The organism is Kitasatospora nipponensis (genome assembly GCF_039528135.1).
GTDB classification, from domain to species: Bacteria; Actinomycetota; Actinomycetes; order Streptomycetales; family Streptomycetaceae; genus Kitasatospora; species Kitasatospora nipponensis.
This window is the reverse complement of the sequence record NZ_BAAALF010000197.1, coordinates 1-14,437: the sequence shown is the minus strand read 5'-3', so window position 1 is coordinate 14,437 and position 14,437 is coordinate 1. Positions and strand designations below refer to the sequence as shown.

The window sequence follows — 14,437 nt, the reverse complement described above, 5'->3', positions numbered from 1 at the left end:
CCGCGGCGAACTGCGCGCCGCCCGCCGCGCCCGGGCCGCCGTGCCGCGGCGCCGGCGCGGGCCCGAGCCGCGCCCGCGCCTGCAGGGCTGGCACGACCTGGCCCGCACCCCCACCTACCCCTCGCACCGCCCGGCCGTGCAGTTCGACCACGTGCTCGCGGTCGGCGTGCCGCGCACGGCGGTCGGCACCACCTCGGCCCCGCGGGTCGGGGTCTCCGACCACCGGCCGCTGCTGGTGGAGGTCGACCTGTAGGACCGGCCCTCGGGCCTCGCCCGGCCGGACCGGCCCGCGCCCTACTGGCGGGCCAGCCGGCCGTTCTGGTGCGGCAGTTGCGAGCCGCCCGGGGTCGGCTCGTACTGCAGCAGCAGCATCGCGGCGTCGTCGCCGAGCTGACGGCCCACGTGCCGCACCACGTCCGCGTGCAGCCGCTGCAGCACGTCCACCGGCCCGCCCTCGGCGCAGCCCGGCAGCCGCTCGGCGAGCGGGTAGAAGAGCCCGGCCCGGTCCCGGGCCTCGATCACGCCGTCGGTGAAGAGCAGCACCCGGTCCCCCGGCTCGAAGAGCACCCGCTGCACCGGCGGCGCGACCTCGGCGGGGTCCAGCACGCCCAGCGGCGGTACCGTCTCCTCCAGTTCGAGCACCCGCACCACGCCGTCCCCGCGCAGCAGCAGCGGGGCGGGGTGGCCGCAGTTGACGATCTCCGCGACGCCGTCGTGGCCCACCCCGATCAGCACCAGGGTGACGAACTCCTCCTCCACCCCGGGGTGGTCGTTCTCGTGCAGCGCCCGGTCCAGGCTGACGGCCAGCCAGCCGGCCACCTTCTCCAGGGCCGGCTCCTGGTGCGCCGCCTCGCGGAAGGCGCCCAGCACCGCGGCCGCGGTCTCCACCGCGCTCAGGCCCTTGCCGCGGACGTCACCGACCACCGCGCGCACCCCGTGCCGGGTGTTGACCACCTCGTAGAGGTCCCCGCCGATCCGGGCGTGCGCGGCGGCGGCCGCGTAGTGCACGGCCGCCCGCACGGTGCCGACCCGGTCGGGCACCGAGCGCAGCAGCACCCGGCGGGCGATCTCGGCCACCAGCTGCGCGTCGGCCAGTGCCTGCTCCTGGCGCACCCGCAGCGTGGCGCTGACCCAGCTGATCGCGGTGACCAGCGCGATCGCGAAGACCGTGGCGCTGTGCACCGACTCGCCGAGCACGTCGTTGTAGGCCGCCATCGCGAAGGCCGCGCACTCGGCCAGCACGCCGGTCAGGATCGGGTACCAGACCCGGCGGCTGACGATCGCCGCCAGCGCCGGCACGGCGGTGAGGGCCGGCTCGACGGTCACCTCGATGGTGCTGAAGTAGTCCAGGCAGACCACCAGGGCCATGCCGATGAACGGCAGGGCCAGTGCCGTCCTGGGCCAGGTGCCCGTCGCGCGGACAGTGGCCGGGCCCCGGGTCGGACCGGCAAGCCGATCTCTGAACCATCCGGTCGCGCTCAACGTCGGTCTCTCCAGCAGAAGGCCCCGGTGTCGCGCGGACACCTGCGGCGATGACTGAGGGTGGTGATCGGGGGCCTGTCCGGCGGCCGGGAAGACGCGGGTGACCGGTTACCGACCCCACAATAGGCGCGAAACGTGCACTGCGCATCGGTTTCGCGCGACTCCGTGACGAGTTGGATGCTCTCTGTGACCTAATAGTCACTGTTCCCGATCAGGAGCGTTTCCAACGCTTTCCGGTCAGGAAGTCCTACCGGTCTTTCGACCCGGCCGCTGCGGATGTAGCAGAACGCCGCCGTGACCTGCTCCAGCGGAAGGCCGTGCTGCTCGGCCCAGGCCAGCCGGTAGATCGCCAACTGCAGGGGATCGGCGTTCTCCTCGTGGCCGGTCTTCCAGTCCACCACCTCGTAACGCGCCGTCCCCGGTGACCCAGCGTCGCCGTCACCCTCGCGATACACCGCGTCGATCCGGCCGCGCACCACCCGCCCGGCGAGCACCAGTTGCACCGGCGCCTCCACCCGGTAGGGCCGGCGCCGGGCGTACGGACCGCGCAGGAACGCCTCCTTGAGCTGGGCCAGGTCGTGCTCGTCGGCGATGCCGTCCTCGTCGACGCCGGGCAGCGCCTCCGCCTCCAGCAGCAGCAACGGCGCGTACTGCGCCTGGATCCAGGCGTGGAAGCGGGTACCGCGGCGGGCCGCGGTCTGCGGCGGGCGCGGCAGCGGGCGGGCCAGCTCGTGCGCGAAGCCGTCCGGATCGGCGGCCAGCCACATCAACTGCGAGGCGGAGAGCGCGGCCGGCACCGGCACCTCGCGCACCGAGCGGCGCGAGCGCTCCAGTTCACCGAGCAGCGCGCCCAGATCCCGGTCCCAGGAGTCGACCTGGCGCTGCTCCTCGGGTGCCAGGCGCTCGGGGGCGGCGGGCGGCTGCCCGTCCAGCCGGCGGGTGATCACCTCGGCCACCCGGCGCCGGGCCTGCTGGGCGTGCGGGTCCAGCGGCAGCGGCCAGGGGGTCTCCACGCCCTGGCGCAGCGCCGGGTTCTCGGCCCCCTCCAGCGGCGGTTCGGCCCACCGCTCGACCTCGCCGTTGCCGGGGCGCTCGGCGTGCGCGCGCAGCTCCTCCAGGAAGTCGGAGGGACCGCGCACCGTGCTCTGACTCGGACCCCACCAGTGGCCCGAGGCCAGCAGCAGGCTGCGCGGGCGGGTGAAGGCCACGTACCCCAGCCGCAGCTCCTCGGTGGCCGCCTGCGCCTTGAGGCCCTCCCGGAAGGCCGTCATGCCCTTGGCGGTCCAGGCCGGCACGGTCGGCAGGGTGGCCGCGTCGCCGCGCAGCGGGTGCGGCAGCACCGGGCGCCGGCTGGTCCACCGCTCGCGCGCGCGGTTGCTCGGGAAGGCGCCGCGGACCAGGCCGGGGACCGCCACCACGTCCCACTCCAGCCCCTTGGACTTGTGCGCGGTGAGCACCTTCACGGTGTCCTCGCCGCCGGGCAGGCTGCTGTCCAGCCCCCGGTCGTAGGTCTCGGCGGCGCGCAGGAAGGCCAGGAACGGCGGCAGTCCGGGGTCGCCGTCCAGGTCGGCGAAGCCCGCCGCGACGTCCAGGAAGGCGTTCAGGGTCTCCCGGCGGCGGGCGGCCAGCGCCAGCGGGGAGGCGGCCAGCTCGATCTCCAGGCCGGTCACCGTGAGCACCCGGTGCAACACGTCCATCAGCGGCTCGGCCAGCACCCGGCGCAGGTCGCGGATCTCCCGGGCGAAGTGCGCGAAGCGGACCCGGGCCTGCGGCGAGAACGGCAGGTCGTCGTCCTGGGCCGCCTCCAGGAAGGTCTCCAGCGCGTCCGAGAGCGAGATCACCTCGGTCGGGTCGGTCTGCGCCACCGCCGCGCTCAGCGCGTCGGCGCCCTGCGGACGGCCGGCGGCCACCAGCGCGGCCGCCCGCCGGCCCAGCAGCGCCAGGTCGCGCGGCCCGATCCGCCAGCGCGGCCCGATCAGCAGCCGCACCAGCGCCGCGTTGGCGGTCGGGTCCTGCAGCACCTCGCAGACCGCGACCAGGTCCGCCACCTCCGGCAGTTGCAGCAGCCCGCCCAGGCCCACCACCTCGACCGGCACCTCGCGCGCCACCAGCGCCGCGTGGATCTCCGGGAAGGCCGCGCTGCCGCGGCAGAGCACCGCGATCCGGCCCGGCGCGGTGCCGGTGCGCACCAGGTGGGCGACCGAGTCGGCCAGCCAGTCGACCTCCTCGGCGTGGGTGGGCAGCAGCGCGACGCGGGCGAAGCCGTCCAGCTCGGCGCCGGGGGCCGCGCGCAGCGCCTCGACGCCCTCGTGCATCGCGCGCAGCGGAGCGGCCAGCCGGTTGGCGAACTCCAGCAGGCGCCCGCCGCTGCGCCGGTTCTCGCTGAGCGCGTAGCGGGCCGCGGGGGCGCCGTCGGACGCGGGGAAGTGCAGCGGGAAGTCGTCCAGGTTGGCCACCGAGGCGCCGCGCCACCCGTAGATGGCCTGGCAGGGGTCGCCCACCGCGGTCACCGGGTGGCCGCCGGCGTTGCCCGGCCCGGCGCCGAACAGGCCCGCCAGCAGCAGGCGCTGCGCCACCGAGGTGTCCTGGTACTCGTCGAGCAGCACCACCCGGTACTGCTCGCGCAGTAGCTGCCCGACCTCCGGGCGCTGCTGCGCCAGGCGGGCCGAGGCGGCGATCTGGTCACCGAAGTCCAGCAGGCCGGCGGCGGCCTTGCGGCGGCGGTACTCCTCCACCAGTCGCAGCAGCTCCAGGCGGCCCTGGGCGGCCTCCGGGACGGCCCGCAGGTCGGCGTTGGTCAGCTTGACGGCGGCCAGCCCGTCCAGCAGCGCGGTGTCGAAGGCGCGCAGCTCGGCCGGCTCGACCAGGTGCTCGGCCAGCTCCGCGTCCAGCGCGGTCAGCTCGCCCACCAGGGCCGAGAAGGTCTCCCGCAGGTGCGGGAAGGGGCCGCGGGCGGTGCGCAGCACCCGGGCGGCGAGCTGGAAGCGGGTGGCGTCGGCCAGCAGCCGCACGTCCGGCTCGATGCCGATCCGCAGGCCGTGCTCCTTGAGCAGCCGCCCGGCGAAGGCGTGGTAGGTGGAGATCTCCGGCTCGCCGCCGGCGTCCTGCTCGGCCGCGTACGGCTGGTACGGCTCCACGGGCTCGCGCACCCCGGCGCGGGCCAGCGCGGTGCGCACCCGCTCGGCGAGCTCGGCGGCGGCCTTGTTGGTGAAGGTCAGGCCCAGCACCTGCTCGGGGCGCACCGCGCCCGAGCCGACCAGCCAGACCACCCGGGCGGCCATCACGGTGGTCTTGCCCGAGCCGGCCCCCGCGACGATCACGGCAGGCTCCAGCGGGGCGCCGATGGCGCGCATCTGCTCCCGGTTGAAGGGGATGCCGAGCAGCTCCTTGAGCTGGTCGGGGTGGCTGAGCATGGTGGCCACGGTAACCGGACGGTCCGACGTTGTGCCTAATCGATCAGCTGGCGGCCGTCGCGCTGGGCCGAGCAGCTGCGCCGGAAGTCGCAGTGGCCGCAGGCGGTGCCGGTGCTGGGGGCGAACCGTTCGGCCAGCACCCGGCCGGCCGCGTCGGCCAGCAGGTTCTCGATCCACGGCTCGGCCTCGGGCGGCTGGTGCTGCACCTTGGGCGCCTGCGGCAGCCGCTTGTCCTCGAACCGCAGCTGCACCAGCTCGGCGCCGCCCAGCGGCGGGCGCTGCGCCAGCAGGCCGTCCAGCGCCCCCGCGCGCACCGCCAGCTGGTAGACGGCCAGCTGCTTGTGCTCGGGCAGCGAGCGGTCGCTGGGGTGCTGCTTGCCCGTCTTGAAGTCGACCACGTAGGCGCGGCCGAGCTCGTCCTGCTCGACCCGGTCCATCACCCCGCGGATGCGCACCGCCAGCTCGCCCACCGGCAGGGTCAGGTCGAAGTCGTGCTCGGTGGCCAGCGTGCTGCGGCCGCGCTCCAGCACGTGCCAGTGCAGGAACCGCTCCAGGGCGGCGCGGGCCTGGGTCTTCTCCTGGGTGGACTTCCAGGGCGCGTCGAAGGCCAGCGCGTCCCAGACCGTGTCCAGGCGCTCCATCAGCACCGCCAGGTCGGCCGGGGTGCGCCCGGAGCCCACCTCGTCGGCCAGCGCGTGCAGCACGTTGCCGAAGCCCTGCGCGCCCGAGGTGCCGGTCTGCGCCTTGACCTCCTTGGCCAGGAACCACTGCAGCGAGCAGGCGTCGAGCTGTTCCAGGCCGCTGCCGGAGAGCTGGATGGGCCGGTCCGGCTCGCGCAGCGGCACCGGCCCCGCGGTCACGTCCGCCATCCCCCACCAGCGGTCCGGGTGCGCGGCCGGGACCAGCGGGACGCCGTCCTCGTCGGTGGCGGTGGCGAGCTGGGCCAGCCGCTCGGCGGCGGTGCGGCGCAGCTGCGGCGAGCGGGCCGGATCGACGGTGACCGCGCGCAGCTCGGCCACCAGCGCGGCCACCGAGAGCGGCCGGCGCGGGCGGTGCGTGACGTCCTCGACGGTGACCTGCGGGGTGCGGCGCAGGGCCTTGCCGGTGCGCGGGTCCAGCTCCTCGCGGTAGAGCTCGCGCAGGAAGCGCGAGGGCTCGTCGCCGTCCTCGGCCGGGGCCTTGACCGCGGTGACGATCAGCCGCTCCTTGGCCCGGGTGGCGGCCACGTAGAAGAGCCGGCGCTCCTCCGCGAGCAGGGCGCCGGGGGTGAGCGGCTCGGCCAGGCCGTCGCGGCCGATCCGGTCGGCCTCCAGCAGCGAGCCGCGCCGGCGCAGGTCGGGCCACAGGCCCTCCTGGACCCCGGCCACCACCACCAGGCGCCACTCCAGGCCCTTGGAGCGGTGCGCGGTCATCAGCCGCACCGCCTCGGGCCGGGCGGTGCGCACGGTGAGGGTGTCGGCCGCGATGTCCTGGGCCGCCAGCTCGGCCAGCAGGTCCAGGCCGCCGCGGTGACCGGTCACCTGGTCCTCGGCGCGCGCGGCCGTCTCGAACAGGGCGCAGATCGCGTCCAGGTCGCGGTCGGCGTGCCGGCCGCCCGCCCCGCCGCGCAGCGCTGCGCGCTCCAGCCGCTCGCGCCAGCGCGCGCTGCCCTCCCAGAGCAGCCAGAGCGCCTCCTCACCGGTGCCGCCGCCGCGCAGGTGGTCGCGGACCTTGCGCAGCAGCAGGCCCAGCTCGCGGGCCCGGCGGGCGTGCGCGGGGTCCAGGGCGAGCAGGCGCTCGGGTTCGGCCAGCGCCTCGCGGACCAGTTCCTCGGCCGGGCGCGCGAGCGGCTCCGGACCGTCGCCGTCGCCCGCGCCGCGCAGGGCGGCGCGCTCCTCCTGGCGCAGGGCGCGGCCCAGCCGGCGCAGGTCGGCGCCGTCCAGGGCGGCCAGCGGGCCGGTGAGCAGGGTGTGCGCCACCTCGACGGTCAGCGGGTCGGTCCGGCCGGCCTCGGCGGCCTGACCGGCTTCCCCCGCATCGTCCGGATCGGCGGCGGCTTCGGACGTCGACTCCGCCGACTTCTCGTACGCGGCGCCCTCCGCGCAGACCCGCAGTGCGAGCAGCAGCGGCACCACGGCCGGCTCCTCGCGCAGCGGCAGGTCGTCGCCGTCGATCTCCAGCGGAACCCCGGCCGCGCTCAGTGCCCGGCGCACGCCGGGGATGGCCCGCGCGCCCGCCCGCACCAGCACCGCCATCTCGCCCCACGGCACGCCCTCCTCCAGGTGCGCGCGGCGCAGCAGGTCGGCGACGCTCTCCAGCTCGACCCCCGGGCTCGGGTAGGTGTAGACCTCCACCCGCCCCTGCGCCTCGCCCGCCCGCCCCGCCAGCAGCGCGCGGTGCTGGGCCAGCTTCTCGGCCGGCAGCCGCCCCATCGGCATCCGCCGGGCCAGCTCGCGCGAGGCCGCCAGCAACACCGGCGCCGAGCGGCGCGAGACCCGCAGCACCCGGACCTCGGCCGGCTGCCCGTCGCGGCGCGGGAACTGCTGCGGGAAGTCGAGGATGCCGTTGATGTCGGCGCCGCGGAAGGCGTAGATCGACTGGTCCGGGTCCCCCACCGCCACCAGGTCCCGCCCCCCGCCGGCCAGCCGGCGCAGCAGGCGCACCTGGGCCGGGTCGGTGTCCTGGTACTCGTCGACGAAGACCACGTCGTAGCGCTCGTGCAGATCGCTGCCGGGGCGCTCGGCGAGCAGCACCGCGCGGTGCACCAGCTCGGCGTAGTCGAGCACCCCGCGCAGGTCCAGCACGTCCAGGTAGTCGGCCAGGAAGTGCGCGGCCGCCGCCCAGTCCGGGCGCTGCACGCCCGCCGCGAAGCGGGCCAGCTCCTGCTCGCCCAGCCCCAGCTCGCGGCTGCGGGCCAGCACCGCGCGCACCTCGTCGGCGAAGCCGCGGGTGGTCAGGCAGGCCCGCAGGTCCAGCGGCCAGTTGATCCGGCCGGCGCCGTCCGCCGCGTCCTGGGCGCCGCCCGCCAGCAGCTCGCGGACCATCACGTCCTGCTCGGGGCCGGAGAGCAGCCGCAGCGGCTCGGCGTACCGCTCGGGCTCCTGGTGGGAGCGGAGCAGCGCGTAGCAGAACGAGTGGAAGGTGGTCGCCTGCGGCGCGGCGGGCAGCCGCAGGGCCATCCGGTCGCGCAGCTCCATCGCGGCCTTGCGGCTGAAGGTGAGCACCAGGATCCGTTCCGGATCGGTGCCCCGCTCCACCCGCCGGGCCACCGCCTCGACCAGCGTGGTGGTCTTGCCGGTCCCCGGCCCGGCGAGCACCAGCAGCGGCCCGCCCGCGTGCTCGGCCACCGCCCGCTGGTGCGGGTCCAGCACGGGCGGGGCGGGCGTCGCGAGCGGGCTGCGCACCAGTCGGTAGGGGGAGGCCACGAAAGTCCCGGGGTCGGCAGGTCGGCGGGCGGTCACCCCCGGCGCCGGCCGGGGAAGACCTACGAGCGTACGAGATCCGCGGGGCAGACCGGCGCGCGGGAGCGCGCACGCGCCTGTTCGAGCAGGTGGGAGCCGGTCGGGCTGGGCAGGATGCCGACCGTGCCAGTCCTACCGCCCGTCCCAGCGGGCCCGCCGCAGGTCCACCCGGGGCAGGTCCTCGGCCGCCTGCGAGCCGCGCACCGGTCCCCGGCCCGCCGTGCTGCGCAGCGGCGTCCCCTCCGCCCGGTAGGCCGCCAGCGCCCGCTGCTCGTGGCCGGGCAGCAGCGCGCCGTCCGCGCGGATCACCCGCCACCACGCCACCGCGCTGCCGTACAGCGCCAGCACCCGGCCGACCTGGCGCGGCCCGCCCTGCTCCAGGTACTCCGCCACGTCCCCGTACGTCATGACACGGCCCGCCGGGATACGGTCGACCACGTCGAGCACCAGCTCGGCGAACGGAGGCAGCTCACCGGTGGCGCGCTGGTCCGCGCTGTTCTCGGTCACCGGGGCATTCTTGCCCATCCGGAGGAACCCCGAAGGCGCGCGGACGCAAATCGGCGCGCCCGTTGCGGCCCCTGTCCAGCAGCAGGGAGTTCGGCATGCCACCATCTTCGAGGCGGTGAGTGGTGATACGAGGACAAGACCAGATGACCGGGACGGCTGACGTGGACGTGGACGAGGACTCCGAGGAGTCCGCCGCCGCACTGCCCCCCGCCGAGGAAGCCGAGGAACCGGCCGTCTCGCTGGTGAAGGGCACCGCGCCCGCACCCCGGGAGCCGCGACCGGCGCCGGCCGGCGACCGGCCCGGGGAGCGGCACCGGGACGAGGTCACCGACCAGGTCGAGGGCGTCGGGGGCGAGAACCTCGCCGTCGACGAGCCACTGCTCGCCGCCCGCGCCCACCGCCCCTCCGACCTGATCCGCTTCCTGGCCGGCCTGCTGGGCATCATCGCGCTCTTCGTCATCGCCGGCATCGCCAGCAACACCACCTCCGGCATCGAGTCGGACATCCACAGCAACGTCAAGGACGTCGCGCCCTGGCTGAGCACCATCGGCAGCCTGCTCTCCAGCGTCGCGGTGCTCGCCGTGCCGCTGGCGTTCGCCGTCGAACGGCTGATCAAACGCGACGGCCTGCGGGTCGCCGACGGCGTGCTCGCCTCGGTGCTGGCCTACGGGGTCTCGCTCGGCGTGGACTGGTGGGTGGCCGAGGGCGCCTCGCAGACCGTCCGCGACGCGCTGACCCGGCTGCCGGCGGGCGGCGGCGGCCCGCTCACCGACCCGGTGCACGGCTACCTGGCCCCGGTGATCGCCTACATGACGGCGGTCGGCATGAGCAGCCGGCCGCGCTGGCGGGTGGCGCTGTGGATCGTGGTGGTGCTCAGCGGCACCAACGAGCTGATCAGCGGCTACACCACCCCGCTGTCGCTGCTGCTGACCGTGCTGATCGGCTGGTCGGTGGCGTACGGCACGCTGTACGCGATCGGCTCGCCGAACATCCGCCCGACCGGGCAGCACCTGATGCTCGGCCTGCGCAAGGTCGGCTTCGCGCCGTCCGGCGCGCACCGCGCCCCCGACGCCCCCGGCGGCACCCGCCGCTACTACGTCAACCAGCAGGACGGCACCACCCTCGACGTCCACATCATCGACCGCGAGCAGCAGGCCTCCGGCTTCTTCTACCGGTTCTGGCGCCGGCTGCGGCTGCGCTCGGTGGCCGTGCGGCGCAGCCCCCAGTCGCTGCGCCAGGCGCTGGAGCAGGAGGCGCTGATCGCGTACGCGGCGGCCGCGGCCGGGGCGCACGCCCCGCAGCTGGTGGCCACCTCCGAGCTGGGCCCGGACGCGGCGATCCTGGTCTACGAGAAGGTGGAGGGCCGCGCCCTCGACGAGCTGACCGACGAGCAGATCACCGACGAGGTGATGGCCTCCTTCTGGGAGTCGGTGGCCGCCCTGCACCAGCGCCGGATCGCCCACCGCCGGCTCACCGACGAGTCGCTGCTGGTGGTGGACGAGAAGCACGGCCTGCTGGTCAACCTCTCCGGCGGCGACATCGCGGCCGGTGACCTGACGCTGCGCATCGACGTCGCCCAGCTGCTGACCACCTTCGCCCTGCGGATCGGCCCCGAACGCTCGGTCGCCACCGCGCACCGGGTGCTGGGCCCCGAACGGGTGGCCGCGGCGCTGCCGCTGCTGCAACCGGTCGGGATGAGCCGGCAGACCCGCTCCGACCTGGCCCGGCTCGCCAAGGACCGCAAGGCCGCGGCGCAGGCGCTGGCCCTGGAGCAGGTCGCGGCCGGCGAGCGCACCCGCGAGCAGGCCGAGGAGGACATCGCGGTGGCCGGCGAGGACCTGCTCAGCCGGATCCGGGCCGAGATCCTGGAGATCGCGCCGGAGGCCCCGCTGGAGCCGGTGAAGCTGGAGCGGCTGCGGCCCAAGACCCTGATCACGGTGGTCGCGCTGGCCTTCGCGGCCTACCTCGCGGTGACCACCATCCAGCCCGGCCAGCTGCGGTTCTCCCAGATGAACTGGGGCTGGACCGCCGCCGCGCTGGCCGCCGCCGCGCTCACCTACGTGGCGGCCGCGATGAGCCTGACCGGCTTCGTGCCCGAGCGGCTGCCGTTCCGGCGGACCATAGCGGCCCAGCTCGCCGGGTCCTTCGTGAAGCTGGTCGCCCCCGCGGCGGTCGGCGGCATCGCGCTGAACACCCGCTACCTGCAGAAGTCCGGGGTGCGGCCCGGCCAGGCGGTGGCCAGCGTCGGCGCCTCCCAGCTGGCGGGCCTGGGCGGTCACCTGCTGCTGCTCTTCTGCTTCGGCCTGATCACCGGCCGGCAGGGCAACGGCGACCTGGGCAGCCAGCGCGCGGTGATCATCGGGGTGCTCAGCGCCGCGGTGCTCTCGCTGGTGATCGCGGCCGTCGCGCCGCTGCGCCGGTTCGTGGTGACCCGGGTGCGCTCGCTCTTCTTCGGCGTGGTGCCGCGGATGCTCGACCTGATGCAGACGCCCACCAAGCTGCTGACCGGCTTCGGCGGCATCCTGATGCTGACCCTGGCCTTCACCGCCTGCCTGGACGCCTCGGTGCGGGCCTTCGGCGGGTCGATGAGCTTCCCGGCGGTCGCGGTGATCTTCCTGACCGCCAACGCGGCCGGCTCCGCGGTGCCGACGCCCGGCGGGATCGGCGCGGTCGAGGTGGCGCTCTTCGGTGCGCTGACGCTGGCCGGGATGCCGCCCGCGGTGGCCACCTCGGCGGTCTTCCTCTACCGGATCCTGACCTTCTGGCTGCCGGTCCTGCCGGGCTGGATCGCCTACAGCGTCCTGCAGCGCAAGGGCGCCCTCTAGGACCTGGCCCGTGAACGGCCGCAGGGCCGCCCCCGGTCGGGGGCGGCCCTGCGGCCGTTCACGGGCGGTGCGGTCCGGCTAGTAGACGGGCTTCGCGGGCTCGATCTGGTTGACCCAGCCGATCACGCCGCCGCCCAGGTGGACGGAGTTCGCGAAACCGGCCGACTTCAGCACGGCCAGCACCTCGGCCGAGCGCACGCCGGTCTTGCAGTGCAGCACGATCTTGCGGTCCTGCGGCATCTTCTCCAGCGCGTTCCCCATCAGGAACTCGTTCTTGGGGATGAGCACCGCACCTGGGATGCTGACGATCTCGTACTCGCCGGGCTCGCGGACGTCGATCAGCAGGATGTCCTCGTCGTTGTCCTGCATCTCCTTGAGCTGCTTGGAGGTGATGGTGTTGCCCAGGGCGGCCTCCTGGGCCTCCTCCGAGATCGCACCGCAGAACGCCTCGTAGTCGATCAGCTCCGTGACCGTCGGGTTCTCGCCGCAGAGCGCGCAGTCGGGGTCCTTGCGGACCTTGACCTGGCGGTAGGTCATCTCCAGCGCGTCGTAGATCATCAGCCGACCGACCAGCGGCTCGCCGACGCCGGTCAGCAGCTTGATCGCCTCGGTGACCTGGATCGACCCGATCGAGGCGCAGAGCACCCCGAGCACGCCACCCTCGGCGCAGGAGGGGACCATGCCCGGCGGCGGCGCCTCCGGGTAGAGGCAGCGGTAGCAGGGGCCGTGGTCGGCCCAGAAGACGCTGGCCTGGCCGTCGAAGCGGTAGATCGAGCCCCAGACGTAGGGCTTGCCGAGCAGCACCGCGGCGTCGTTCACCAGGTAGCGGGTGGCGAAGTTGTCGGTGCCGTCGACGATCAGGTCGTAGCCGGCGAAGATCTCCATCACGTTGTCGTTGTCGAGACGCTCGTTGTGGAGGATCACCTCGACGTACGGGTTGATCTCCTTGACCGAGTCGCGCGCGGACTCGGCCTTGGAGCGGCCGATGTCGGACTGGCCGTGGATGATCTGGCGCTGGAGGTTGGACTCGTCGACGGTGTCGAACTCGACGATGCCGAGCGTGCCCACCCCGGCCGCGGCCAGGTACATCAGCGCCGGGGAGCCCAGGCCCCCGGCGCCCACGCAGAGCACCTTGGCGTTCTTCAGCCGCTTCTGCCCGGCCATCCCGACATCCGGGATGATCAGGTGGCGGGAGTACCGGCGGACCTCGTCTACGGTGAGCTCGGCGGCCGGCTCGACCAGGGGTGGCAGCGACACGGGGACTCCGATGGTCGTCAAATCGGTGGTGACTACGGCAACAGTGTCACGTGGGGCCGGTATTCCGAGACAGCAGGTCCGAGGGGCGAGACGGCCGGCGCCGGATCGTGGGACCGGCGCCCGCCGCGCGCGCCCGGCCGCTCACACCCGGCAGGCGGTCTCCAACCAGACGTCACCGAGCGACTCCTCCAGCGGCGTGTGCGCGCGCCAGCCGAGCCGCTCGCGGGCCGTGCGGACGTCGGCCTGGCGCCACGGCACCGGCTCGCCCACCGTGCGCAGCTCACCGACCGTGCGCGGCTCACCGCCGACCGCTCCCGCCGGCCCCGGCCCGAGCCCCGAGCCGGACCCGCCGCCCAGGCCCGGGCCGAACCCCGCCCCGGATCCCGCGCCGAGCCCGCCCCCGAGGCCGAGCCCCACGCCCGAGGGCACCGCGACGGCCTGCCCCAGCGGTTCGCCCAGCGGCTGGGCCGGCAGCACCACCGTCCTGGCCTCCTCGATCAGCGCCCCCTCGAAGCCGGAGGCCCGCACCAGCAGGTCCGCCGCGTCCCGGGCCCGCACCGCGTGCCCGCTGCCGATGTTGACCACCCCGGTGGCCGCCGAGACCGCCGCCGACCGGATCGCCTGCGCCACGTCCCGGACGTCGACGAAGTCCCGGAAGGCGGACAGGTCGGGCATCCTGACCTGCGTCTCGTTCTGCTCCAGCGCCCGCCGCAGCCCCTCGGCGAGGCGACCGAAGAGCGAGGCGGCCGGCGAGCCCGGGCCCACCACGTCGAAGACCCGCAGCACCGCCGCGTCCAGTCCCGAGGAGACCACCAGCTCCGTGCCGGCCAGCTTGGAGACGCCGTACGGGCCGACCGGCCGCGGCTCGGCGCTCTCCGGGATCGGCACGCCCGGCGCCACCGGCCCGTACTCGGCCGCGGACCCGACGTGCACCAGCCGGGCCGGCTCCCGGCTGCGCCGGATCGCCTCGCAGACCGTCGCCACCGCGAGCGTGTTCGCCCGGACCAGCGAGCGCGGGGTGCCGTAGGTCGCGCCCGCGCAGTTGATCACCACCTGCGGCGCCACCGCGTCCAGGAACCGGGCCAGCGCCCCCGGACTGCCGGCCGACAGGTCGAACCGGATGTCGGCCGAGTCCCGCCGGCCGAGCACGGTGACCTGTAGGTCCTGGTCCAGCAGCAGTCGGTCCGCGACCCTACGGCCGAGATAACCGCCGGCACCGAGCAACAGCACCCTCATCAGGGGTGTCCTTCCACGAGAGACAGATGGGACGGGAACGTGGCCCGCGGCGCGGGGTCCCCGGGTGGTGGGCGGTCAACGGTGCGCGCCCGGGCGGCCCAGCACCAGCCAGGCGTACGGCAGCAGCAGCACTGCGGCCGAGCCGCAGGCGAGCAGTTGGGCGGTCTCCGGCCGGTACCGGACCGTGGTCAGCAGCAGTCCGGCCGTGCCGACCGCCAGCAGCCCGGCGCCGAGCCGGGTCGCCTCCTCGGCCACCCGGGCGTTGCCGAGCCCGGAG

The 14,437-nt window shown here is 75.1% G+C and carries 8 protein-coding genes and 1 pseudogene; 2 read left to right on the top strand and 7 right to left on the bottom strand.

Annotation, left to right across the window (positions count from 1 at the left end):
• A pseudogene (locus ABD323_RS34015) lies at nt 1-253 on the top strand (endonuclease/exonuclease/phosphatase family protein); the annotation flags it as partial.
• Between the two features lie 41 nt (nt 254-294).
• On the opposite strand, the gene ABD323_RS34010 reads toward ABD323_RS34015, so the two are convergent.
• The 4 genes from ABD323_RS34010 to ABD323_RS33995 all read right to left on the bottom strand — a co-directional run bounded on the left by ABD323_RS34010 (nt 295) and on the right by ABD323_RS33995 (nt 8,860).
• Nucleotides 295-1,482 carry a PP2C family protein-serine/threonine phosphatase gene (locus tag ABD323_RS34010; protein WP_344445931.1) on the bottom strand — a complete coding sequence of 396 codons (1,188 nt, stop codon included), beginning with the start codon at nt 1,480-1,482 and terminating at the stop codon, nt 295-297.
• A 191-nt stretch (nt 1,483-1,673) separates the two neighbouring features.
• Nucleotides 1,674-4,904: an ATP-dependent helicase gene (locus ABD323_RS34005; protein WP_344445930.1), complete on the bottom strand. Its 3,231-nt coding sequence runs from the start codon at nt 4,902-4,904 to the stop codon at nt 1,674-1,676.
• A 26-nt stretch (nt 4,905-4,930) separates the two neighbouring features.
• Nucleotides 4,931-8,299, bottom strand: coding sequence for an ATP-dependent helicase (locus ABD323_RS34000; RefSeq protein WP_344445928.1), 3,369 nt, complete (start codon nt 8,297-8,299; stop codon nt 4,931-4,933).
• 168 nt (nt 8,300-8,467) lie between these two features.
• A complete protein-coding gene (locus ABD323_RS33995; protein WP_425556257.1) occupies nt 8,468-8,860 on the bottom strand; it encodes an MGMT family protein in 393 nt (130 codons plus the stop codon).
• Between the two features lie 125 nt (nt 8,861-8,985).
• Here ABD323_RS33995 and ABD323_RS33990 point away from each other — a divergent pair, with 125 nt between their 5' ends.
• A complete protein-coding gene (locus ABD323_RS33990; RefSeq protein ID WP_344445926.1) occupies nt 8,986-11,667 on the top strand; it encodes a flippase-like domain-containing protein in 2,682 nt (893 codons plus the stop codon).
• A 78-nt stretch (nt 11,668-11,745) separates the two neighbouring features.
• Here ABD323_RS33990 and moeZ read toward each other — a convergent pair whose 3' ends face one another.
• The 3 genes from moeZ to ABD323_RS33975 form a co-directional block, all read right to left on the bottom strand.
• Nucleotides 11,746-12,924, bottom strand: coding sequence for an adenylyltransferase/sulfurtransferase MoeZ (gene moeZ / locus ABD323_RS33985; protein ID WP_344445925.1), 1,179 nt, complete (start codon nt 12,922-12,924; stop codon nt 11,746-11,748).
• 141 nt (nt 12,925-13,065) lie between these two features.
• On the bottom strand, nt 13,066-14,160 hold the full coding sequence (locus ABD323_RS33980) for an NAD-dependent epimerase/dehydratase family protein (protein WP_344445924.1): 1,095 nt from the start codon (nt 14,158-14,160) through the stop codon (nt 13,066-13,068).
• Between the two features lie 75 nt (nt 14,161-14,235).
• Nucleotides 14,236-14,437 (bottom strand): hypothetical protein (locus ABD323_RS33975; RefSeq protein WP_344445923.1); only part of this gene is annotated, 202 nt, incomplete at its 5' end.